This is a genomic window from Reyranella sp. (assembly GCF_965279465.1).
Lineage (GTDB): Bacteria > Pseudomonadota > Alphaproteobacteria > Reyranellales > Reyranellaceae > Reyranella.
Genome location: NZ_OZ257242.1, coordinates 5,232,533 through 5,255,311, shown reverse-complemented (window position 1 = coordinate 5,255,311; position 22,779 = coordinate 5,232,533). Strand labels below are relative to the sequence as shown.

At 65.7% G+C, this 22,779-nt stretch carries 21 protein-coding genes; 6 read left to right on the top strand and 15 right to left on the bottom strand.

The window, feature by feature from the left end:
* Positions 1–18: 18 nt before the first annotated feature.
* The 8 genes from ACQY8M_RS25675 to ACQY8M_RS25640 all read right to left on the bottom strand — a co-directional run bounded on the left by ACQY8M_RS25675 (position 19) and on the right by ACQY8M_RS25640 (position 8,931).
* The gene (locus ACQY8M_RS25675) at positions 19–2,004 is read right to left on the bottom strand and encodes a DUF4139 domain-containing protein (protein WP_428661566.1); all 1,986 of its coding nucleotides are present in this window, start codon (positions 2,002–2,004) and stop codon (positions 19–21) included.
* 174 nt (positions 2,005–2,178) lie between these two features.
* Positions 2,179–2,586, bottom strand: a complete 408-nt coding sequence (locus tag ACQY8M_RS25670) for an iron-sulfur cluster assembly scaffold protein (protein WP_428661563.1) — start codon at positions 2,584–2,586, stop codon at positions 2,179–2,181.
* Positions 2,583–3,803 carry an aminotransferase class V-fold PLP-dependent enzyme gene (locus ACQY8M_RS25665; RefSeq protein ID WP_428661561.1) on the bottom strand — a complete coding sequence of 407 codons (1,221 nt, stop codon included), beginning with the start codon at positions 3,801–3,803 and terminating at the stop codon, positions 2,583–2,585. The genes ACQY8M_RS25670 and ACQY8M_RS25665 overlap by 4 nt, the downstream gene beginning before the upstream one ends.
* Positions 3,804–3,914: 111 nt before the next feature.
* Positions 3,915–5,561, bottom strand: a complete 1,647-nt coding sequence (locus ACQY8M_RS25660) for an NTP transferase domain-containing protein (protein WP_428661558.1) — start codon at positions 5,559–5,561, stop codon at positions 3,915–3,917.
* Positions 5,558–6,286 carry an XdhC family protein gene (locus tag ACQY8M_RS25655; protein WP_428661555.1) on the bottom strand — a complete coding sequence of 243 codons (729 nt, stop codon included), beginning with the start codon at positions 6,284–6,286 and terminating at the stop codon, positions 5,558–5,560. The genes ACQY8M_RS25660 and ACQY8M_RS25655 overlap by 4 nt, the downstream gene beginning before the upstream one ends.
* Positions 6,287–6,290: 4 nt before the next feature.
* A complete protein-coding gene (locus ACQY8M_RS25650; RefSeq protein WP_428661552.1) occupies positions 6,291–6,611 on the bottom strand; it encodes an XdhC family protein in 321 nt (106 codons plus the stop codon).
* Positions 6,612–6,614: 3 nt separating this feature from the next.
* On the bottom strand, positions 6,615–7,862 hold the full coding sequence (locus tag ACQY8M_RS25645; RefSeq protein ID WP_428661549.1) for a vWA domain-containing protein: 1,248 nt from the start codon (positions 7,860–7,862) through the stop codon (positions 6,615–6,617).
* Positions 7,863–8,007: 145 nt separating this feature from the next.
* Entirely contained in the window at positions 8,008–8,931 is a 924-nt protein-coding gene (locus tag ACQY8M_RS25640) for an AAA family ATPase (protein WP_428661546.1), read from the bottom strand.
* A 53-nt stretch (positions 8,932–8,984) separates the two neighbouring features.
* Between ACQY8M_RS25640 and ACQY8M_RS25635 the strand changes: the two genes are divergently transcribed.
* Both ACQY8M_RS25635 and ACQY8M_RS25630 read left to right on the top strand, forming a co-directional pair.
* Positions 8,985–9,728 carry an SDR family NAD(P)-dependent oxidoreductase gene (locus ACQY8M_RS25635; RefSeq protein ID WP_428661544.1) on the top strand — a complete coding sequence of 248 codons (744 nt, stop codon included), beginning with the start codon at positions 8,985–8,987 and terminating at the stop codon, positions 9,726–9,728.
* Between the two features lie 101 nt (positions 9,729–9,829).
* Positions 9,830–11,236: an amidase gene (locus ACQY8M_RS25630; RefSeq protein ID WP_428661541.1), complete on the top strand. Its 1,407-nt coding sequence runs from the start codon at positions 9,830–9,832 to the stop codon at positions 11,234–11,236.
* A gap of 11 nt (positions 11,237–11,247) precedes the next feature.
* Here ACQY8M_RS25630 and ACQY8M_RS25625 read toward each other — a convergent pair whose 3' ends face one another.
* The 5 genes from ACQY8M_RS25625 to ACQY8M_RS25605 all read right to left on the bottom strand — a co-directional run bounded on the left by ACQY8M_RS25625 (position 11,248) and on the right by ACQY8M_RS25605 (position 15,094).
* On the bottom strand, positions 11,248–12,129 hold the full coding sequence (locus tag ACQY8M_RS25625) for a TauD/TfdA dioxygenase family protein (protein ID WP_428661538.1): 882 nt from the start codon (positions 12,127–12,129) through the stop codon (positions 11,248–11,250).
* 115 nt (positions 12,130–12,244) lie between these two features.
* Positions 12,245–13,165: a methylisocitrate lyase gene (gene prpB / locus ACQY8M_RS25620; RefSeq protein ID WP_428661535.1), complete on the bottom strand. Its 921-nt coding sequence runs from the start codon at positions 13,163–13,165 to the stop codon at positions 12,245–12,247.
* A gap of 11 nt (positions 13,166–13,176) precedes the next feature.
* The gene (locus tag ACQY8M_RS25615) at positions 13,177–14,067 is read right to left on the bottom strand and encodes a DMT family transporter (protein ID WP_428661532.1); all 891 of its coding nucleotides are present in this window, start codon (positions 14,065–14,067) and stop codon (positions 13,177–13,179) included.
* Positions 14,052–14,717 (bottom strand): DUF1007 family protein, encoded by a 666-nt coding sequence (locus ACQY8M_RS25610; protein ID WP_428661529.1) that lies wholly within the window; start codon positions 14,715–14,717, stop codon positions 14,052–14,054. Before ACQY8M_RS25610 ends, ACQY8M_RS25615 begins: the two co-directional genes overlap by 16 nt.
* 11 nt (positions 14,718–14,728) lie before the next feature.
* Positions 14,729–15,094: an acyl-CoA thioesterase gene (locus ACQY8M_RS25605; RefSeq protein WP_428661526.1), complete on the bottom strand. Its 366-nt coding sequence runs from the start codon at positions 15,092–15,094 to the stop codon at positions 14,729–14,731.
* A gap of 117 nt (positions 15,095–15,211) precedes the next feature.
* On the opposite strand from ACQY8M_RS25605, the gene parE reads away from it, so the two are divergent.
* From parE to ACQY8M_RS25590, 3 genes are read left to right on the top strand one after another with little or no spacing between them, the layout of a single operon-like run.
* The gene (gene parE, locus ACQY8M_RS25600; RefSeq protein WP_428661523.1) at positions 15,212–17,227 is read left to right on the top strand and encodes a DNA topoisomerase IV subunit B; all 2,016 of its coding nucleotides are present in this window, start codon (positions 15,212–15,214) and stop codon (positions 17,225–17,227) included.
* Position 17,228: 1 nt separating this feature from the next.
* Positions 17,229–17,792: a hypothetical protein gene (locus tag ACQY8M_RS25595; RefSeq protein ID WP_428661520.1), complete on the top strand. Its 564-nt coding sequence runs from the start codon at positions 17,229–17,231 to the stop codon at positions 17,790–17,792.
* A gap of 4 nt (positions 17,793–17,796) precedes the next feature.
* Positions 17,797–18,840 (top strand): quinone-dependent dihydroorotate dehydrogenase, encoded by a 1,044-nt coding sequence (locus ACQY8M_RS25590; RefSeq protein WP_428661517.1) that lies wholly within the window; start codon positions 17,797–17,799, stop codon positions 18,838–18,840.
* A 268-nt stretch (positions 18,841–19,108) separates the two neighbouring features.
* Here the strand turns inward: ACQY8M_RS25590 and ACQY8M_RS25585 are convergent, their stop codons facing one another.
* A complete protein-coding gene (locus tag ACQY8M_RS25585; protein ID WP_428661514.1) occupies positions 19,109–20,770 on the bottom strand; it encodes a winged helix-turn-helix domain-containing tetratricopeptide repeat protein in 1,662 nt (553 codons plus the stop codon).
* Between the two features lie 59 nt (positions 20,771–20,829).
* Here ACQY8M_RS25585 and ACQY8M_RS25580 point away from each other — a divergent pair, with 59 nt between their 5' ends.
* Entirely contained in the window at positions 20,830–21,732 is a 903-nt protein-coding gene (locus ACQY8M_RS25580) for an alpha/beta hydrolase (RefSeq protein WP_428661511.1), read from the top strand.
* Positions 21,733–21,745: 13 nt separating this feature from the next.
* On the opposite strand, the gene ACQY8M_RS25575 is transcribed toward ACQY8M_RS25580, so the two are convergent.
* Positions 21,746–22,750, bottom strand: a complete 1,005-nt coding sequence (locus ACQY8M_RS25575; RefSeq protein WP_428661509.1) for an extradiol ring-cleavage dioxygenase — start codon at positions 22,748–22,750, stop codon at positions 21,746–21,748.
* Between the last annotated feature and the right edge of the window lie 29 nt (positions 22,751–22,779).

Genomic DNA, 22,779 nt, shown 5'->3' with positions numbered 1-22,779 from the left:
AGCGATGACTAGACAATTTCAGCCCAGCTGCGACACGTAGCTTCGGAGCGTGTCGCGAGCCGCCTGCACTGCCTTTTCGGCGTCGGCGCGGCGCTTGGACATCGCTTCCAGCTCGGTTTCCTGTTTGTCGAGGGTCGCGAGGTAGCGGCGTTGCAGGTCGCTGTTCTCCGGCACGCGACCGAGGTTGTCCCTCAGGCGGGCCTGCTCCTGGACGATGTTCTGCCGCTCGGCGTCGATCTGCGCCATCTTGCGCTCGGCCTCGCTGACGGCCTGCTGGAGCTGCAGAATCCTGGTCAAGGCCTCGCGGGTCTTGGCATCGAATTCCTGCGCCTGGGCAAAGACCCTGATCTGGTCGCTGCCGGTATCGAGCAGCCGCAGCTCCTGATGCTGCGTCTGCTCCTGCGCCACCTCAAAGACCTGGGTCTGATCGCTTCCCGGAAGCTGGAACGGGATCCGGTAGGAGCCCTCACTGAGCTCGATGCCCTTCGCGTCGGGCCTGGTCAGCGTCCAGCCCGGCAGCCGGCGCTGCAGGACGACGAGTTGCCGCGGCTCCCGCGCCGGTCCGCGCACCCGGTAGGTCGTGGTCTGGCGGACCACCCGGCTGTAGCGCAGCACGCCGTCCGCGATCGTGCCGGTCGCCAGCCGATCGGTCTGCGCGGCGTCGCGCTCGACCGTGATCTTCTCGTCCAGCGCATAGGCCAACAGGCGCTGCTCGCCGATCGGGAAAGCCGACAGGCGCGCATCGCCGACATAGGACACCATGCCTGCCGCGTCGCGCTCGTAGATCGTCAGGATGCCGGGCGGCAGTCCGGTGTCGCCGTCATTGGTGAGGCGCACCGCTGCCATCGGATTGCGCGCCGTCGGATCGGCGCCGAAAAGCGCCAACCGTTGCGCCGGCACCTGCCGGTCGATCACCGGCAGGGAAAGCGTGCGGCCGTTGACGACGCTCACCGGATTGGGGAACCGGAACGTCACTTGCGTCGCTGCATCCGTGGCCTGGATCTGATTGGCGCCGGCCGCTTGTGCAGGAGGTGCGGCCGCGGCTTCATACTGCGCGTCACGCGACTTCATCGTAGGCGCCCCTGCGGGCGCGGGAGGTGGCGGTGGCGCTGCGCGCCGCAACTCGGCCGCCGCGACGCCGCCGCGATCGATGTACGGATTGAGCCGGCCCGCTACCTCGACGGGCACTTCCGGCCGTGTGACGTAATAGGCGTCGTACAGCGCCTGATGGAACGCGACCGGCCGGCCGGAAACCAACGTCAGCTCGACCTCCTTCCAGTCCTGTCCGCTGAGATTCTCGACGGTGGCCCAGCCCTGCAACGCGGCCTTCGGCGATGCCGCATCGCCCGGCAAGGTGAGACGGTACGAGGCCTTCCACACCGGCACGGTGACGATATAGGCGACTCGCACGGTGCGCCGGCCCTGGCCGCGCGTCGCCAGGTCGAGCGTGCGCGCGTCTTTCGCGCGGTTGGCCTGGATTGCCTGCAGCGCCTGGCCGATCTTGTCGCGTAGCGCGGGATCGGCGAACTGCAGGTTTTCGGCATCCTCGAGGATGAACTGTTGCAGTCCCATGTCAGTTAGAACTGCAACCCGCGTGCGCTTGGTCGTGGTCTTGCCGTCGTTGAGGGTGTGCGTCTCCTCCTCGACCGAGACGATGCGGCCCGAGACGGCGCGCGTGCCGCCCACCGAAATCTGCGCACCTTTGAGAGCCCCGAGTAGCGCGGCGGGCGAGTCGAGAGCCGATTGGTCGAACGGCATGTCCCTGAAGGTCTGCCGCAGCGGTTCCTTACCGGGCAGGCTCAGACCGCCGACGCCGCCCATGTCGTCATAGACGACCAGACTCTTCAGCACGTCGTCGACCTGATCGAGGGAAACCGTGAGCTTCAGGGTGGCGTCGCCCTCGACTGCCGCCTCGTACTCGAAGTAGCCGAGACCGCCCGAGGAAAGCATCACGCGCTTGAGTGCGAGATCCTGCGCGAACGCAGGGAATGCAGTCAGACTCACCAGAATCACCATCAGCCAAGGCCGCATGTCGTCTCCCCTTCAGTGCAAATGCACGCTGGGCGCCGACTGTGACGCAACCGCGGCAGCGGCGAGGAAAACTCGGGCTCATTGGACCGTGCGCATCCCTGCGCGCTCGAGATCATGAGCGCGCAGGGATGCGCACGGTCCACATGACTAAGACAATGCGTCCTTCAGCGCCTCGAACGGCAGCAGCACGCATTCCTGCCGCGACTTGTGCGCCGCGACGGGCTCGAAGGCGTCGAACGGCTCGTGCGCCTTGCCGGCTTCGCGGCCCACCGCTCGCTCCGCGTCGTGGCGCAACTCGGTTATGCCGGCAGCGTCGCGGCCAACGGCAATCGAGGCGAGCGCCGCGGCCGACGCCTGGCACAACAGGCAGCCGCGCACCTGATGGGCGATCTCGGCAATGCGGCCGGTATCGTCGAGCTTTACGTCGATCGTGACCCGATCGCCGCACAACGGGTTGTCGCGCCGCGCCGATTTTGTCGGCGCCGCGAGCCTGCCGGCACCGGTCTTCGACTTGGCAAGCGCCACGATGCGCGTCTGGTAGAGCTCGTCGCTCATCGCAAGGTCGCCGCCGCGTGTTTCACGCCAGCCAGCAGCGCGTCGATGTCGGTATTGTCGTTGTAGGGCGCGATCGAAACGCGTGTCGTGCCGTCGAGGTCGAAGCGGTCCATCAGCGGCTGGGCGCAGTGATGGCCGGCGCGCACCGCGACGCCGAACGAATCGAGCGTTTGCGCCACGTCGTGCGGATGCACGCCGTCGAGCATGAAGGACACCACCGGATAACGGTTCTGCAGGCTGGTCGGTCCCAGGATCTGCGTGCCGTCGATCCGCTGCAGCCCGTCGAGCACGCGCTGCACGAGGCCCATCTCGTGATCGTGCGTCGCCGTCCAGTCGAGTGCGGCCATCCAGTTGCAGGCGCTGCCCAGGCCGATCGCGGGACCGATCGGCGGCGTTCCCGCCTCGAAGCGGCGCGGCGCCGGCGCCCAGGTCGTCTCGGCCAGGGTCACGCGGCCGATCATCGAGCCGCCGCCCATGAACGGCGGCATTGCTTCGAGCAGCTCCGGCCTGGCCCACAGCACGCCGATGCCGTTCGGGCCATAGGCCTTGTGGCCGGCGAGGACGTAGAAATCGATGCCGAGCGCGCGCAGGTCGACCGGACCGTGCGGCGCGCGCTGGGCGCCGTCCAGCATCACCTTGGCGCCAACCGCTTTCGCGGCATCGACCACCCTACGCACATCGAGCAGCGCGCCGGTGACGTTCGAGACATGCGCCAGGGAGACGAGCCTGGTCTCGGAGGTCAGCACCTTCGGCAGGGCCTCGAGATCGATCTGCCCGTCTTGCGTCAGCGGCAGCATGTCGAGTTCGACGCCGCTCCGCTCCCTGAGCAGCTGCCACGGCACGATGTTGGAATGGTGCTCGAGCTCGGAAATTAGGATGCGGTCACCCTTCTTCAAGAGCTGGCCGTAGGAATAGGCGACGAGGTTGATCGCCGCCGTGCAGCCGCCGGTGAAGACGATCTCCAGCGGCTGCACGCCGAGGAACTTCGCGACATCGGCGCGGGCGTTTTCGTACAGCTCGGTCGCCCGCTCGGCGAGGCGATGGACGCCGCGCAGCACGTTGGCGCGGCCGGTCGTCTCGTAGCTCCGCACCGCATCGAGCACGGCAAGCGGTGTCTGTGCCGACGCGCCATTGTCGAGATAGTGGACTGGCCGGCCGTCGATGATCTCGGACAGGATCGGGAACTGGCGCCGGACCGCAGCGACATCGAAACTCATGCCGCAGCCTTCTTATCTTCGTCTTCCGGACCGCGCGCGTCGCGCTCGCTCATGATCATGAGCGAGCGGGACGCTCGCGGTCCGGAAGAGCATGAAAAATGAACGATCATCTCAGCTCTTCCGCACCCGCCAGGCGGCGAGCGCCTCGGGCGTGTCGATGTCCGTGATTGCGGCCTCTCCGGTCATCTCGACTTCGCAGACGAGATCGGCGTGTTCGCCGATCAGGTGCTTGGCGCCGGTGTCGCCTGAGACCTTCGCCATCTCGGCAAAGAAGCGGCGGTCCCACAGCACGGGGTTCCCCCGCTTGCCGCCGACGGTCGGGACGCAGATCGAGCGGCCTTCAACGGGGCTGAACGCCGCCATCAGCCGATCGAGCAGCGCCGCGTTGACGCCCGGCATGTCGCCGAGCTGCACGATCGCGGCGTCGATCTCCTTGCCCAGCGCGGCGATGCCGGCGCGCACCGACGTGCTGAGGCCGTCAGCGAAATCGGGATTGGTGACGAACCGCAGGCGTTTGTCCGCGCCGATCGCCCTTTCGATCGCAGGCTTCACCTGATCGGCCATATGGCCCAGCACGACCACGACCTCGACGGCCTGCGATGTCAGCGCCGCTTTCACGGCGTGCACGACGAGCGGCAGGCCGTCCGCCTCCTGCAGGAGCTTGTTCGGACCGCCCATGCGGGTCGATCGGCCGGCCGCCAGCACCAGCACGGCGACCCGCGGCGCCTGCTGCGGCGCCGCCTCGTCGTCGCCGTCGTCGCGCGGCTGCGGACGGGTCGGGATTTCGGCAAGCAGGCCGCCTGCCCCCATCTTCACGATCTCGGCACGCCCGACCGGCAGGCCGGCCGCCAGACGCTCCAGCACCATGTCGAAGCCGTTGTATTTCGGCGACTTGGCGCAGCCCGGCAGCCCCAGCACCGGCTTGCCGTCGAGTTCCGCCGTCAGCAGCAGGTTGCCGGGATCGACCGGCATTCCGAAATGGATGACCTTCCCGCCCGCCTGCTCGATGCCGGACGGCACCACGTCATGGCGGTCGACGATCGCGGAGGCGCCGGCGACGAGGAAGATGTCGCAGCCCTCACTTTTCAGTTCCACGAGCGCCTCGGCGATCGAGGCGGCGTCATGCCCGCATCGGCGCTCGCCGACCAGCGTGCTGCCGAGCGAGGTCAGCCGTTTGCCGGTCGTGTTGACCGCCTTGTCCAGGACCTTGTCGCGCGTGCCGGGCAGCCGCGTCTGCACCAGCCCGGCGCGCATCGCCTTGAACGGGGCTACGGAGATCAGCGGCTGGTTCGCGGCTTTTGCGACTTCGATCGCCCGGTCGACCGCCGTGCGCGGCGCGGCGTAGGGAATGATCTTCACCGTCGCCACCATCTGGCGCGGCGTCACGCGAGCGTACGGCGGCAGGGTTGCGACCGTCACCGACTCGTCCAGCTCGTTCAAGGCGTCGACCCTCTCGTGATCGACGACAGCGAGGCCAGCCTCGCGCGCGAAGTGGTTGCAGCGGCCGGTGAAGGGCGCGGTGATGTCGATCCCCACCCCTGCCAGGGCCTTGGCGATCGCCTCTGCGGCCTGGTCTTCGTGAACGTCGTCCGGATCGAGGCGCGCCGCCACGATAGAAGCGACGCCGGCCGCCTTGAGCTTGTCGACGTCCTCGGCCGACAGCCGACGGCCCTTGGAGAAGTTGATCCCGTCCGCACGCCGGCTATGCGCCAGGATGGCGCCGGTCGCCTCGTCGATCGGCGTTTCCCCGAACCTCACGCAGCCGCGACCTTCGGCGCCGACAATGCTTCGAGACGACGGGCACGCACCTCGATGATCTGCCCGAGGATCGACACGGCGATCTCGGCCGGCGACTTGGCGCCGATGTTGAGGCCCACCGGGCCGTGGATGCGGGAGAACATCTCGTCGGTGATTCCGACCTCGGCCAGCCGCTCCTTGCGCTTGGCATGGGTGCGCCGGCTGCCCAGCGCGCCGATATAGAACACGTCCGATTTGAGTGCCGATTCGAGCGCAGGATCGTCGAGCTTCGGATCGTGCGTCAGCGTCACCACGGCGGTCGACACGTCGAGGCCCATTTCCTGGAAGGCCTCGTCCGCCCAATCCTTGATCACTTTCACACCGGGAAAGCGGTTGGCGGTCGCCCAGGCGCCGCGCGGATCAACGACGGTGACGTCGAACTCGAGCAGGGTCGCCATCGGCGCCAGCGACTGCGCGATATGCACCGCACCGACAATAATGAGGCGCGGCGGCGGCACGTAGACGTTCAGGAAGATCTTCTGGCCGCCGACATCAACGGTCTCGCTGCGGCCGACGTCCATGGCGCGACGGGCCGCCGAGACGACTGCAGCATCGCCGGCCAGTTGCCCGTTCGCGGTATCGCGATAGACAAGGCCTTCGGCGCCGTCGCCGAGGCGGGTGGCAAGCGTCACCGCTTGCCGCTTGGTGCGCGCCTCCTGGAGGGCGGCGAGGGTTTCGCTCTTCATGGGATCAGTTCACCTTCTCGACGAAGACCTGAACCTTGCCGCCGCAGGCGAGGCCGACATCCCAGGCCTGCTCGTCGGTGACGCCGAAGTCGAGCAACCGCGGCTTGCCGTCCTTGATCGCTGCGAGGGCCTCCTGCACGACCGCGCCCTCGATGCAGCCCCCGGAGACCGAACCGACCATCTGGCCGCTATCGTCGACGCCGAGCTGGCTGCCGACCGGCCGCGGCGAGGATCCCCAGGTGGTGATGACGGTTGCAACAGCGACGCCCTTGCCGGACGCCTTCCACTTGCCGACCTGATCCAGAACTTCCAGCGCGTCGCTCATGGCCTACTCCTTGCGCAATTCGGTCTGCCAGCCCGACAGCCGCTTGTCCGAGCGGTGCTGGGGATGGCTGTCGAGGGCGGCGATCAGCCCGGCCAGGCTATCGAGATTGTGCACCGGCCGGAACTCATCGACATGGGGCAGCATCGCCTTGTTGCCCTGCGATTTGGGTTCATAGGCCCCGTATCGCAAGAGCGGATTGAGCCAGATGAGACGGCTGCAGGACTTGTGCAGGCGCTCCATCTCCTCCGCCAGACCAGCCGCGCCTTCGCGGTCCAGCCCGTCGGTGATCAGCAAGACGACCGCTCCTTGGCTCAACACCCTCCGCGACCACTTGTTGTTGAACTCGTGCAGCGCCACGCCGATCCGCGTACCGCCGGACCAATCTTCCACCTGCGCCGACGCTTTGGCCAGCGCTATATCCACGTCCCTATAGCGAAGAGCTCGGGTGACGTTGTTCAGGCGGGTGCCGAAGGTGAAGCAGAAGACCCTGTCCCGATCGTTGGTAATCGCATGCATGAAATGCAGGAACATGCGCGAGTAGCGGGCCATCGATCCCGAGATGTCGCACAGGATCACCAGTGGCGGCGGACGGCGGCGCGGCTCGCGGCGGCGCAGCTCGATCAGCCCCTCGGGCCGCAGCGCCCGGCGCAGCGAGGCGCGGAAGTCGATTTTTTGACCACGATGTGACGGCCGATAGCGCCGCGTACGCCGTTCCGGCACCGGCAGGCGCAGACGCGCGATCGCGCGTAGCGCGCTATCGATTTCAGCCTGTGTCATCTGCTCGAAGTCGCGGTGCTGCAGAACCTCGCGGTCGGAGACGGTGAAGGTCGCCTCGATCTCGACTTCGGGCGGCTCGTTCTCGTCGGCCTTCGGCGATTCGCCCTGCCCCGGCGACAAGGCGTCCTGCAGGCGGCGGCTGAGCTCCCGGCTCTTGTCGGGATCGGCCGGCGTATCGATCGACGGCAGCAGCATCTCCATCATCTTCTCGAGGAGACGCGGGTTGCGCCAGTAGACATGGAAGGCCTGGTCGAAGATCTCGCGCTGGTCGCGACGGTTCACGAAGACCGAATGGAGCGTCCAGTAGAAGTCGTCGCGCTTCTTGAGGCCGGCGGCTTCCACGGCTTCGATCGCGCGCAGGATCTGTCCGGGCCCGACCCGCAGGCCGGCCGTGCGCAAGGTGCGGGCGAAATGGACGATGTTGGTCGCGAGCCTGCCCTGCGGGCTTTCGCCGGTGGCAGATTGGCCGTCCATCACCACTGTCCATCCGTCGTCCCGACCGAAGCCGAGCAAAGCGAGGCGTAGCGGAGGGACCTGTTCACGCGACGTCCGCCGCGATGAGTAGGTCCCTCGACTACGCTTCGCTCCGCTCGGAACGACGGATACCGGGCCATGTGGTCTATCCCAACGGCTGGGCGGCGATGTCGGCCTTCACCTTGCGCAGGATGTCGGCCGCCTCCGTGCCCTGCATGCGCTGGATGTCGTCCTGGTACTTCAGCAGCACGCCCAGCGTGTCGTTGATCGTCTTCGGGTCGAGGTCGAGAACGTCCAGCTCGGACAGAGCTGTCGCCCAGTCGATCGATTCCGCGACGCCCGGCGACTTGAACAGGTCGATCTTGCGCAGCTCTTGTACGAAGCCCACGACCTGCCGGGACAGGCGCTCACCGGCGCCCGGCGCCTTGACCTTGAGGATCTCCAGTTCGCGCCGGAGGTCGGGATAATCGACCCAGTGATAGAAGCAGCGGCGCTTCAGCGCGTCGTGGATCTCGCGCGTGCGATTGGACGTGATGATCACGATAGGCGTTTGTGCGGCCTTCACCGTGCCAAGCTCAGGGATCGTCACCTGGAAGTCGGACAGGACCTCGAGCAGGTAGGCCTCGAACGGCTCGTCGGTGCGATCGAGCTCGTCGATCAGCAGGATCGGCGCGCCCTCGGCATGCGGCTCGAGTGCCTGGAGCAGCGGGCGGCGGATCAGGAAGCGCTCGTTGAAGATGTCGGACTCGAGCTGCCCGCGATCGTGCACACCCTGCGCTTCGGCAAGCCGGATCTCGATCATCTGGCGGGCGTAGTTCCACTCGTACACCGCGGAGGACACGTCGAGGCCCTCGTAGCATTGCAGGCGGATCAACGGCCGCTCCAGCGTCGCTGCCAGCACCTTGGCGATCTCGGTCTTGCCGACACCCGCCTCGCCTTCGCAGAACAGGGGACGCCCGAGCTTCAGGGCGAGGTACAGGACGGTGGCGAGGCTGCGGTCGGCGATATAGTCGCCGTTCTTCAGCAACTCGACGGTGGCGTCGATCGACGCAGGTTTGGCGGAGGACATGTTCCTTCGATATGATGGGAAAACAGCGTCAGTTCAAGCGCTTGGGAGGAAGCATGCAGGCGGAGACGTTCAAAGGTCGCACGGCCGTGGTCACCGGCGGCGCGCGCGGCATCGGGCTGGCCTGCGCGGGGAAAATTGCAGCCGGCGGCGGCCGGATCGCGCTGTGGGACCGCGACATGGACCGCGCCCGCCAGTCCGCCGCCTCGCTGGGCGATGCGATCGCCGTCGAAGTCGACGTCACGAGCGAGCAGTCCCTGGCGGACGCCGTCGCCGCGACGGAGAAGCAGCTCGCCCCGCCCGACATCCTGGTTGCGAGTGCCGGCATTACCGGCCCCAACACCACTGTGATCCAGTATCCAGTCGATGCGTGGAAGCAGGTGATCGAGATCAACCTGACCGGGGTGTTCCTCAGCAACCGCGCAATCGCGCCGGGCATGGTGAGCCGCGGCTGGGGCCGCATCGTCAACATCGCCTCAGTCGCGGGCAAGGAAGGCAATCCGAATGCTTCCGCCTACTCGGCCTCGAAAGCCGGCGTGATCGGCCTCACCAAGTCGCTTGGCAAGGAACTTGCGACGAGCGGTGTGCTGGTGAACTGCGTCGCGCCGGCCGTGGTGAAGACGGAGTTGTTCAGCCAGATGACCGAGCAGCACATCAATTACATGCTGTCGAAGATCCCGATGAACCGCTTCGGCGAGGTCGGCGAAGTCGCCGAGATGGTCGCCTGGCTCGCCTCCCCGCTCTGTACCTTCGCGACCGGCGCGACCTTCGACCTGTCCGGCGGACGAGCGACCTACTAGGCCTGCTGGGAGCGTGGCTCTCCAGAGCCGTTCTTCCTTCGGTTTGCCACATCCCATGAGCGGCTCTGGAGAGCCGCGCTCCCAGCGAGAGATCTCACCCAATGAAGCTGCACGAAAAGACGCTGACGGAGCTGGCTGCCGGCCTCTCCGCGAAGAAATTCTCCTCGCGCGAGATCGCCGATGCCCTGCTCGCCCGCATCGAAAAGGTGGACGGCAAGCTGCATGCCTTCACCGAGGTCTATGCCAAGGAAGCACGCGCGCTGGCCGGTGCGGCCGACACAGCGCGCGCCTCGAGCTTTCCGCTCGGGCCGCTGCACGGCCTGCCCATGGTCTACAAGGACCTGTGCGACATCAAGGGACGCATCGGGACCGGCGGCTCGAAGATGTGGGAGAATCGGGTCGCCACCGAGACCTCCGCCACGGTCGAACGGCTGACGGCGGCGGGCATGTTCCCCCTCGGCAAGCTGCACATGGTCGAGTTCGCCTTCGGCGGCTGGGGCACCAATCCGCTGATGGGTGCGCCCTGGAATCCGTGGGATCTCGAGACCCATCGCACGCCCGGCGGCTCGTCGAGCGGCACCGGCGTCGCGGTCGCGGCGCGGCTCGCGCCGGCCGGCATCGGCAGCGACACCGGCGGCTCGGTGCGCATCCCCTGCGCCTTCAACGGGCTGGTGGGATTGAAGGTCACGTTCGGCCGCATCAGCCTGCACGGCACCATGCTGCTGAGCTGGACGCTCGATTCGATCGGGCCGATGGCGCGCAGCGTCGAAGATTGCGCGCTGCTGCTCAACGCGCTTGCCGCGCCCGACCCGCGCGATCCGACGACGCTCGACCAGCCGCTCGAGGATTTCACGGCCGCCGCCAAGGGCGGCTCGATCGAGGGCATGCGGCTCGCCCTACCCGATTCGAGCCAGCTGCCGGATTTCGTCGACCCCGACGTGGTGCGGGCCTGGCAGTCGGCGGCGCGGACTTTCGAGGAACTTGGCGCCACAGTCGAGGCCGTGCGCCTGCCGGGCTGGTTCTTCGAGATGCAGAAGGGCGCAGGCACGATCTCGACCTCGGAGATGTTCTCGCTGCATCGCAAGTGGATTGAGGACAAGTCCAAGCCGATCGGTGACGGCGTGCGCGGCCGCGCCCTGCTCGGCAAGAATTTCGTGACGGGCGGCTATGCCGAGGAGCTGCGCTTCATGAAGCAGCGCCGCGCCGAGTTCGCCGAATGGATGCGGCCCTACGATGCCCTGCTCACTCCGACCGTCGCCGTGCCCGCGATCCCGCTCACCGAAGTCGACGAGACCTCGCCAGTATCCGGTTACATGACGCGGCCCGGCAACTATCTCGGCCTGTGCGCCCTGTCGATGCCGAGCGGCCTGTCGCGCGGCCTGCCGGTCGGCATCCAGATCTTCGGCAAGCCGTACGCCGAACGCGACGTGCTCAAGTTGGGCAAGGCCTTCCAGGACGCGACCGACTTCCACCGTCGCGCGCCGGATCTCTCGAGCCTGGGCTTGTAGAGGACAGCCTCTCAGTAGGGACGGTCGCCGCGCACCAGCATCCGATACAGGCGGCGATGCTGGCTGTGATCGTAATCGAATCCGGCTTTGTGCAATGAGGCGCGGTCATCGATGATCAGCAGATCGCCCTTCTCATACTGGTGCGCATAGCAAAATTGCGGCTGCGTGATCCTTTCAGTCAGATCCTGCAGAAAATCCTGGGTTTCTTCGGGTGACATGCCGGTGACCGTCTCGGTCTTGGCCTTATGAAACCACGCTGCCTTGGTGCCGGTCTCGGGGTGGGTGCGGACCAGGGGATGGATCGTCGGCGGCTTCGTCGCCTCGAGCTGGGCCTTCACGATATCCGGATTGCCTGTCTTCATCCGCGCGCTGCTGATCAGCGTATTCTCGGTCTTCGCATCGACGATCTTCAGTTTCACCTCGTCCGGAAGCGCTTCGTAGGCTGCGCGGGAGTTGCAAACCGATGTCGCGCCACCCTTGTCGGGCACGGCGACCGCATACAGCATGGTGAACTTGGGCGGCAGTTCCTGGTTGGTGTGGTCGGTGTGCCAAGTGGAATTGGTGCCGACTTTTGCGGGCTGCCCTTTGCTGTCCAAGTGCCGGTTGTCGAGCACACTGATCAACGGAAATCCGTCGACGAGATAGCGCCGGTTCTGGTCCTCCATCAGCTCGCCGAACATTTCTCCGGCGGCTTGCAACTGGCCCGGGGTGAGATGCTCCTGCCCGCGAATCACGAGGACCACGTTTTCGACGACGGCATCGTAGAGCTTCTTCTGCGTCGCGGCATCGATGGGGCGCGCAAGGTCGATACCTGTGACAATGGCGCCAATGTGCTCCTTGACCTTCTCGATCTTCATGGTCTGGGCGGGAATTATCGACGCGACAGCGCTCATGATCTGGCTCCTCATTTGTGACCCGCCGATTGTGGCGGGCGCATTTCGCAACTCGGAAGACCACTCTCGCCAATAGCATCAGCCGAATATTTGCATCTATCAAGTATCGTCCGAATTATCGTTGCGGCATGCCTTGCGGCACGACGGTCTGCACGATCGAGGCGTCGAGCGCCTCGTATTCGTGGTAGCCGATCGTCGCGTAAAGCTCGGCGCGGGTCTGCATCTCGCCGATCATGTTCTGGGTGCCGCCGTCGCGCTTGATCGCGGCGTAAAGCTTCGCCTGTGCCTTGTTGGCTACGCGGAAGGCCGATGCCGGCCAGATCACCATGCGGTAGCCCATCGCCTCGAATTCCGACGCGGTGAAGAACGGGGTGCGGCCGAACTCGGTCATGTTCGCGAGCAGCTTCACACCGGGCATCGCCTCGGCGAAGGCGCGGAACATCCCGGCGGTGGTCAGCGCCTCTGGGAAGATCGCGTCGGCGCCCGCTTCGAGATAGAGCCTGGCGCGGGCCACGGCGCCATCGATACCCTCGCTTGCGGCCGCGTCGGTGCGGGCAATAATCACGAGATCGCGCCGCGCCCTGGCGGCGGCGTGGACCTTGGCGGCCATGTCGTGCGGATCGGCAAGCTTCTTGTCGTTGAGATGGCCGCATTTCTTCGGCAGGAGCTGATCCTCGATATGGACCGCGCCGGCGCCGGCCTCCTCGAAGGCGCGGACCATATGCATCACGTTCAGCGCTTCCCCGTAGCCAGTGTCGCCGTCGACCAGAACGGGCAGGCCGCTCGCCCGCGCCACCTGGCGGACGAAGAAGCAGACTTCGTCGACGGTGATCACGCCGAGGTCGGGCAGGCCCATCGAGGCCGACATCGCCGCACCCGAGAGATAGAGCGCCTCGAAGCCGGCGGCCTTGGCCTGGAGGGCGGCGAGCCCGTTGTGCGTGCCGGGCATCTGGAGGATGCCCGGACGTTCAAGCAATGCCCTGAAGCGAGAACCGGCCGAACCGACTGGCAGATCGGCGGCAACGAGATACGGCATGCTTTCCTCCTTCAGCTCTTCTTCTTGCGGCCCTGCCATCCCACGAGCAAGCCGGCGACGATGATCACCGCGCTGCCGGTCCACGTGTAGAAATCCGGCACTTCGGCGAACATCAGATAGCCGACCACGACCGAACCGATCATCTGGGTATAGTTCAGCGGCGCGATCAGGTTGGCCGGTGCATAGCTGAAGGCGCGGGCCACGCAGTAATGGCCGAAGCCGCCGGAGACTCCCAGCGAGAGCATCAGCGCCAGGTCGCGCCAGTTCTCCGGCGTCTTCCAGTTGAACGGTACGAACAGCGACGCCACCAGGGTGCAGCCGAGCGCGCTGTAGAAGGCGGTGGTGGCCGGTGAATCGACGGCCGCCACGCGCCGTACGATGATCTGATAGACGGCGTAGGACACCGCGCTCGCGACGATCAGCAGCGACGCCCACTGAAAAACCGAGCTGCCCGGCCGGATGACGATCAGCACGCCGGCGAAGCCGATCACGACCGATGCAAGCCGAACGACGGTGATGCGCTCGCCGAGAATCGGCCAGGCGAGGAACGTCACCACGAGCGGCGAGATGAAGGAGATGGCGATGGCCTCGGTGACGCCGACAGACTTCGCCGCGGCGAAGAAGAAGAACGTCGCACCGAGCAGGCCGGCCGAGCAGATGACCTGTTGCAGTGGCGCCCGGGTGCGCAGGAGCGCCAGGCCGCGGCGTGGCAGGAAGACCACGCACATCAGGACGAGATGCGTGGCGAGCCGAACCCAGACGACTTCCTGGAAGGGATAGATCCCGGTCAGCAGCTTCACCACGGCGTTCTGGACCGGGAACAGCGCGCAGGCCACACACATGAAGAAGATGCCGAGCCACGGCCGGTACGCTGGAACGGGAGGCGTCAGGGAAGGCGGCACGTCACCCTGTCTGCGAACACCGGCTGGCCGGGAACGAACTCGGACTTATAGGTCGGATGCTTGTCGAGCGTGCAGCCGGCCGGCAGAGACTCCTTGTCGACCTCGACCCGCATCTCGTCGTCGGGCTGGTAGGTCGTGATCGAGAACGAAGTCACCGGCCGCGGCAGTTCGAAGCGCATTGTGTAGACGAGATTGCGCTCCTGCTCGCCTCTAGGCGGCAGCGACATCGCCTGGCTCTTGTTGTCCGGCATCCTGTCGCCATCGCCCGCGCCGCGATCCCATTCGGGCGGCGTGAAGGTGGCCGGATTGTCGATGCGCGCGTCGAAATCCGGGACCTCGGGCGGGCGGAAATCCTTCTCGCCGATGTTCAGCCACGTGAGGAAGCCGGCCTTTTGCAATTCGGGCATCATGTCGCGCACCAGCAGGCGGATCTCCTCTTCGGAGAACTGGCCGTCATTGTCCTCGTCGATCGCCGGAATCTCATCCTCACTGGCATGGGGGTCGAACTTCCATTCGATCTCGACGTGCGTATAGGCCCCGTTCTCCGTGACCACCCGTACGACTTGCGAAATCCACAGATGCGGATGCGCCGCAGCAGCGAGCGGAACGAAGGCGAGCGAAGCCGCCAACACAGGCCCTGCGATTTTCATGCCGACTCCCCTCACGGCGACACCTGGCGCGGCTTGCCGTCATCGTCGATCGCCACGAACACGAAGGTTCCGTGGGTCACCTGGATCGGGGTCGGATCGAGCCGGCGCTGGACGACGGTTTCCAGGGCAATGGTGATGGAGCTACGGCCGACCTTGCTGACCTCACCGTAGATAGAGACCAGGTCGCCGACCTTGATCGGCTGAACGAAGGTCATGGCGGTGATGGCGACCGTCGCTACCCTCCCCTTGGCCACCCGGGACGCCAGCGTGCCGCCGGCGATATCCATCTGCGACAGCACCCAGCCGCCGAAAATGTCACCGTTTCCGTTCATGTCGGCGGGTTGGGGCACGGTCCGGATGATCGGGTCGCGCGGCATTTCGGACATCAATTCCCCACCGGATGTGGTTGCTTTTCAACGTTTTTCCTACCATACCCATGACCGACCGGCCATCCGGCGATCCCCTCGCGCGGCCGACGAAAGATAAGAAGCAGCATGGCGAAGAACGGCGACCTTTTCGGAGGGTCGGGCGGCAAGCGTGTCGCGGCGACCAAGGACAATTCCTACACCGCGGCCGATATCGAGGTGCTGGAGGGGCTCGAACCCGTCCGCAAGCGCCCTGGTATGTACATCGGCGGCACCGACGAACGGGCGATGCACCATCTCGTCGCCGAGGTGCTCGACAACGCCATGGACGAGGCCGTCGCGGGCCACGCGGACACCATTCATGTCGAATTGCTCGCCGGCAACAAGGTCTCGATCCGCGATAACGGCCGCGGCATGCCGGTCGATCCGCACCCCAAGTTCAAGAACGTCTCGGCCCTCGAGGTCATCCTCACGACGCTCCATTCCGGCGGCAAGTTCAACAGCAAGGTCTATGCGACCTCGGGCGGCCTGCACGGCGTCGGCGTCTCGGTGGTCAATGCGCTGTCCGACGAAGTGGTCGTCGAAGTCGCGCGCGATCGCCAGTCCTGGGTGCAGACGTTCTCGCGCGGCAAGCCGACGTCGAAACTGAAATCCGCCGGCCCCGCTCCCAACCGGCGCGGCACGACAGTCACCTTCCATCCAGATCCCGAGATCTTCGGCAAGCAGCAGTTCCAGCCCGAGCGGCTCTACCGCATGGCGCGGTCGAAGGCCTACCTGTTCCGGGGCGTCGAGATCCGCTGGCGCTGCGACAAGAGCATCCTGCCCAAGGATGGCTCGATCCCCGAGGAGGACACGTTCCACTTCGCCGGCGGCCTCAAGGACTACCTCGTCTCCGAGATCGGCGAGCGCCCGACCGTGGTGCCGCAGCCCTTCGCCGGAGAGGCCAAGAGCGAGAGCAACGGCACGGCCGGCGGCAAGGTCGAGTGGGCCGTATGGTGGCCCAACGACGAGGAAGGCTTCGTCCGCTCCTACTGCAACACGGTGCCGACCGCCGAAGGCGGCACGCACGAATCGGGCTTCCGCAGCGCGCTGGTCCGTGGCCTGAAGCGCTATGCCGACCTCACCGGCAACCGCAAGGGCGCGGTGATCACGGCGGACGACGTGATTGATGGCGCGGCGGGCCTCGTCTCGGTGTTCATCGAGCAGCCGCAGTTCCAGGGCCAGACCAAGGAAAAGCTGGTCAGCGTCGAGGCCACCAAGCTGGTCGAGACCATCGTCGGCGACAATTTCGAGCACTGGCTGACCGGCGACAAGGAAGCCGGCACAGTTCTGCTCGAGCACGTCGTCGCCAAGGCCGAGGAGCGCCTGCGGCGCAAGCAGGATCGCGAGCAGCAGCGCAAGACGGCGACGCGCAAGCTCCGCCTGCCCGGCAAGCTTGCCGACTGCAGCAACTCCTCCTCGAACGGCACCGAGATCTTCCTGGTCGAGGGCGATTCGGCCGGCGGCTCGGCCAAGGCTGCCCGCAATCGCGAGACCCAGGCGATCCTGCCGTTGCGCGGCAAGATCCTGAACGTCGCCAGCGCCTCGGCCGACAAGCTGCGCGAGAACCAGGAAGTGCAGGACCTGATCCAGGCGCTGGGCTGCGGCACCGGCGCCCACTACAACGACGAGCGGCTGCGCTACGAGCGGGTCATCATCATGACCGACGCCGACGTCGACGGCGCGCACATCGCCTCACTGCTGATGACGTTCTTCTATCGCGAGATGCCGAAGCTGATCGAGAACGGGCACCTCTTCCTCGCCCAGCCACCGCTTTTCCGCATCACCAAGGGCGGCCGGACGGAATACGCCCAGGATGAGGCGCAGCGCGACGAACTGCTGCGCTCGGTGTTCGGCGGCAAGGCCGACATCACCCGCTTCAAGGGCCTGGGCGAGATGCAGTCGGTCCATTTGCGCGAAACCACGATGGACCCGGCCAAGCGTGTCCTGCTCAAGGTCGATGTGCCCGCGATCGCCGATACCGACGGGCGCGTCGAGGACATGCGGACACGGACTCTTGTCGAGGATTTGATGGGCCGAAAGCCCGAGAAGCGCTACGCTTTCATTCAGGAGAACGCGAAGTTCGCCCATGACCTGGATGTCTGAAATGACCATCTTGAAGAAGCTTGCGGCCACCCTCGCCCTCTCGATGCTGCCCGTCGCCGCCCTCGCCGCGACCATCGGCGGGACCGAATACGCGCCGCAGTACGACTATCGCGAATTCTTCACCGCCGCCGATGGCAAGCAGTTCCGCGTGGTGCTTGCCGGCAATGCCTTTCCCGGTATGGCGGTCGAGCAGGTGGCAGGGCCGCTGCTGACCCAGATGCAGGCCAGCAAGCCGCAACCTCGCCTGACCTTCACCTACGACCAGCCCACCGAGCAGCCGCGCCCGGATTACCGCCTGGTCCTGATGTTCGACCCCGCCAACGATATGGGCGCATATTCCGTGTGTGCCGGCGTCAAGCCGCGCTTCAAGGCCAACACGCCCGGCCGCGTCTATATGCAGGCCGTCTATTGCCGCAACGACCTCGCTTTGTCGCAGACGACGGCATGGACCGATGCCTCCGGACCGGACGATCCGCGGCTGGGCGAGCTGTTCCGCCAGCTATTCCCGGTGGTGTTCAGTGATGCGATGGGCCTGCGTCCGCAATCCGGCGGCTCGCTAAGATAGACGTATGGCTGTTTGGTACCGGGCTACCGATTTTTTCCTGTCGCGCATCGACGCCGAAACCGCCCACGGCCTTGCGATCCGCGCACTGAAGGGAGGGCTGGCACCGCGCGACAGAAAGCCAGATCCGCCCTCGCTGGCCGTGACCGTGTGGGGCCGAACGCTCCCCAATCCGATCGGCCTCGCCGCCGGCTTCGACAAGAACGCCGAAGTACCGGACGCCATGCTCGCAATGGGCTTCGGGCTGGTCGAGATCGGCAGCATCACTCCCAAGCCGCAGGAAGGCAATCCGCGTCCGCGCCTGTTTCGCCTCGGCGAGGACCGCGGTGTCATCAACCGCATGGGATTCAACGGCGAGGGCCTGAACGCCGCGCTCGCGAGGCTGAGCGCCCGTCCCCGTCAAGGGTTCGTCGGCGTGAATGTCGGCGCCAACAAGGACAGCACCCACCGCAAGGCCGACTACGTTACCTGTGCAGCCGCGCTCGCACCACACGCCGACTATCTCGTCTGCAACGTCTCCTCGCCCAACACGCCCGGTCTGCGCACCCTGCAGGGCCGCCTGCAACTCGCCGATCTGCTCAAGCAGGTGCAGGACGCCATTGCGGTCAAGCCGATACCCTTGTTGGTGAAGATTGCGCCCGACGCCACCGACGCTGACCTCGATGATATCGTCGCCGTTTGTCGCGACCTCAGGATTGACGGCATCATCGTCGGCAACACCACGTTGGAGCGTCCGGCCTCGCTCCAATCGGCACGGCGCGCCGAAACGGGCGGCCTGTCGGGCGCACCGCTGATGGCGCTCTCGACTGATGTCCTGCGCAAGACGGCACGACGGGTGGAGAAGCAGTTCCCGTTGATCGGCACCGGGGGTATCGGCTCGGGTGCCGACGCCTATGCCAAGATCCGCGCCGGCGCGACCCTGGTGCAGCTCTATTCGATGCTGGTCTACGAGGGCCCGCCGCTCGTCCGCCGCATCAAGGACGAGCTGGCCGCACTGCTCCTCCGAGATCGTTTCACCTCGGTAGTCGACGCGATCGGGGCCGACCTGTAGCGCTCGGTGCCGTCAGGCCCAGTGGCCGAAGCTCGCGATGCTCGAGCGCGCCGGCGGCGCAGCCCACGATCCAGCCGCCGCGTCATCTCGGGGGCGCGCTTCCCGCATCCTGTTCGGCACATTGGCGATCGTCTCTCCGCGGTAGACGCGTTGCCGTGCTGCTCGAATTCGACGGTCAGCAAATCACGAGCGATATCCACGGGCTAACCAGGCATTGCGGACGCGATGCGCTTCTCTTGGGACTTGCCACTCATGATCTAAATCGACATCAGTCGGACTGGGGGACCATGGGCGACTCCTCGGCGGTAGATATGGAATCGGAAAGGCCAAGCGCGATACGGTAGAAGCGAAGCTCGCGCTCTCTGTGCTCGGGGCGTCGAAGTCCCGAGATGCCCTTGCGCACGCGCTCCTGAAACAGAGGAGATTTGATCCGATCGGCTTCGATCCGGGCGTGCTCGATCTGGCCAAGCCCAACATGGAGCTTGATGGCGGCTTGGATCGTCGGGCGAAAGTCCGGGTGAATTCGTCTGCTCTCGGCCACCCACCTCAGGCCCTCGGCGTACTCACCCGTCAAGACACAGACGTGCGCGAGGAACGAAGTTGTATTGTAGCGCATCGGATCCTGGGGATTCAAGCGGAGCGATTGCAGTCCATGCTCCTTGGCCAGCTGTGCGTCGCCGTTCCTTAGTTCGCCGTAAGCCAGAACTTGCAAGGCGAGTGCATCACTGGGATTGAGCTCGCAGGCCTGCCGAAGGTCGGACAGCGCCTCGTCGTAACGCCGGAACTCCAGATGGAGCATCCCGCGGAACATGTAGGCGCGATGCTCGAACCGATCCAGCTCAATGGCCCGTCGCGCGGCGTCGAGGCCGGGCTGGCACATTTCCTGTGTCCGCTCCTCCTGAGAGTAAAATACCGACTGCCAACACAGGTACGCGACTGTCACCCAGGCGAGAACACAGTCTGCGTCGAGCGCGAGCGCCTGCCGCGCCGACGTTCTTGCGCGCTCCTGCACGGCGGCGTCGGCCGAAACATAGGCGGCGTCCGCCTCGTGCCATGCGCGCAAGGCAAGCTCGTGGGCGTTCAGGTTGGCGAGACCGAGTCGACGTGCGCGCGCAATCTCCAATGCCTCTATCGCCGGCGCGATTCTGGAAACGATGCTACGAGTGATCTCCTCCTGAACCGCGAAGAAGTCGACGAGCTCGCGATCGTAGCGTTCGACCCAGAGATGGTTTCCGCTCTCGCAGTCAATCAGCTGTGCTGCGACGCGCACGCGGTTGCCGACCTTCCTGCTACTCCCCTCCAGCACGTAGAGCACGCCGAGCTCGCGCCCTACCTGCCTTATGTCAACGGCCCTGCCCTTGTAAGTGAAGGAGGAGTTGCGAGCGATGACGAAGAGTTCGCGGAAGCGCGACAGGGCAGTGATGATGTCCTCGGCGATGCCATCGACAAAGTGTTCCTGCTCGGGATCTCCGCTCATGTTCACGAATGGCAAGACTGCGATGGACGGCTTACCGGTCGAAGCTTTGGCAGACGTCACGGGTCGACCCGTGACCGGCGCGACCAATCGGTAGCCACGCCGATATCGGGTCTCGATGTAGCGCGGCTGTCTTGCATCGTCGTTGAGTGCCCGCCGCAATTCCTGGATGCAAGTGGTCAGGGCCTCGTCGCCCACTGCCTTGCCGTCCCACACCCGGGCAATGAACTCCTCCTTCGCGACCAGCCGCGGCGCGCGCTCGACCAGCAGCGCGAGCACGGCAGCGGCGCGCGGCGTCAGCCGCGCCGAGCTGCCACTCGCTTGCAGCTCGCCGGTCCGGGTGACGAAGCGCATGTCGCCGAAGGCGATCACGTCCTCGCTGCCCCTGGATGCCTCCAGCGCCTTCCCGGAAATCTCCCGGATTCCTCCCATGATTTCCTGCTCGCGTTCGCACAACTTTCTCGCACGTGGGCGGGCGCGGCGCAACCACGGCGGCAACCTGAGAGGCGGCACAGATGCGCAAAGATGTCGAGTTCAAGACCGAGGACGGCGTGACACTGCGTGGATGGTTGTATCTGCCCGATCAGATGCACGGCCGGGTGCCGGCGATCATCATGGCGCACGGCTTTTCGGCGGTGAAGGAGAACTATCTCGACAAATATGCCGAGGTCTACGCCGCGGCCGGTCTCGCCGCGCTCGTATTCGACAATCGGAACTTCGGCGCCAGTGACGGCGAACCCCGTCAGCATATCGACCCCTGGCGTCAGGTCGCCGACTATCGGGATGCCATCACCTACGTGTCGACGCTCCCAGAGGTCGACGACACCAGAATTGGCATTTGGGGCTCGAGCTACAGCGGGGCACACGTTCTGGTGGTCGGTGCGCTCGACCGCCGGGCAAAGTGCGTTGCGTCGCAAGCGCCGTTGATCAGCGGTCGCCGGAACGCCCGTCGACTGATCAGAGCGGACATGATTGCTGCCGTGCAGGCAATGTTCGTGGAGGATCGCAAGGCGCGGTATGCTGGCAAGCCCCACGCCATGATCCCGGTCGTCTCCAACGATCCCAATGGCCCATGTGCGCTACCGACGCTGGACGCGCATCAGTGGTTCACCGAGACGGCCAAACTGCGGGCGCCGGCCTGGCGGGATGAGGTAACGCTGCAATCCGTGGAACTGTTCACTGAATACGAACCGGGCGCCTATATCGAATACATCAGCCCAACACCGCTTCTCATGGTGGTAGCGGCGGGCGATCATCTGACGGTGGCGGACGAAGCGATAGCTGCATATGGCCGCGCACTCGAGCCGAAGAAGCTCGTCCTATTGTGCGGCGGACATTTCGACGCCTATGTCAAAGACTTTGCCGTATCCAGCGGCGCCGCTCGGGACTGGTTCGTGGAGCACCTCGGCTGCACCTAAGAGAGAGTCTCCCTCAAGCCCAATGGGCGAAGCAAAGGCCGGTTCCCGTGCCCGCGGGCGTCCGGTATCCCGGCGCGTAGTGCAGCCATTGCAGGTCGAGATGCTCGAGCGCGCCGGCGGCGCAAATCCAGTTGCGGATCTCGGAACTTCCGGAATTGAGCTGCTCGCGCGGCAGGGATTGCAGCGCGTCGGCGTCTTTTTCGCGGAGCGCCCGAATGACTTCGCCATCGAGCGCTTCGTCGATGGTGAAGTGGCTGAGCCCGCCTGACGCGACGACCCCGATGCGAAGATCTTCCGGATAGCCTTCGATCGCTTGTCGGATGGCCTGGCCGAGCCTGTAGCAGCGGCGCGGCGACGGCTGGTTCGGCGGGTAATAGGTATTGAGGAAGACCGGGACTACGGGGATCGCCAGTCCCTTCATGAGCCGCTGATGGACGAAGCCGAACGCGTGCCCTTCCCCCTCTCCTGCGGGAAGAGCGTTCGCGGTCGACACGTCGAACTCGCGGTCGACCAATGCAGCGATGAGGTGATTGGCGAGCTTCGAATCGACCGGATAGTGCCGCGTCTCGCTCTCTTCGTAGTACCGGGCGGATGCGCGCTTCGCCCAATCCGGCCGCCATGCCACATCGGGTTCCGTTGCCCGCGTCCGGTTCGGCACGTTGGCGATCGTCTCACCGCGATAGACGAGGATGCTCGGCATGTGATCGTCGTGATAGATTTCCTTCTGGTCGTCACCGACAATAACGGCCACATCGAGCCTTGCTGCGGCCAGCGTTTGATGCAGCCGACCCAGCGCTGTCATTGCCTCCGCATGACGCTCGGCGAGCTTTTCCGGAGCAAGCTCGGCCTGCAGCGACGGTGGCGCGATCGCCAAAAGCTCGCCGTAGGTTGCGGGCCGTCCGTCCTTGTGAAGGTGCGAGCGCCGTCGGTCGAGGTCTTCGAACCGCCGCCAGTCTTCAACCCCGACATTGAGCATCGGCGTATGCGAGGTTCCGATTCCGAGGACGATCCGAGCCATGGGCTTCGCTCAATCTTCCAGTTGCCTTG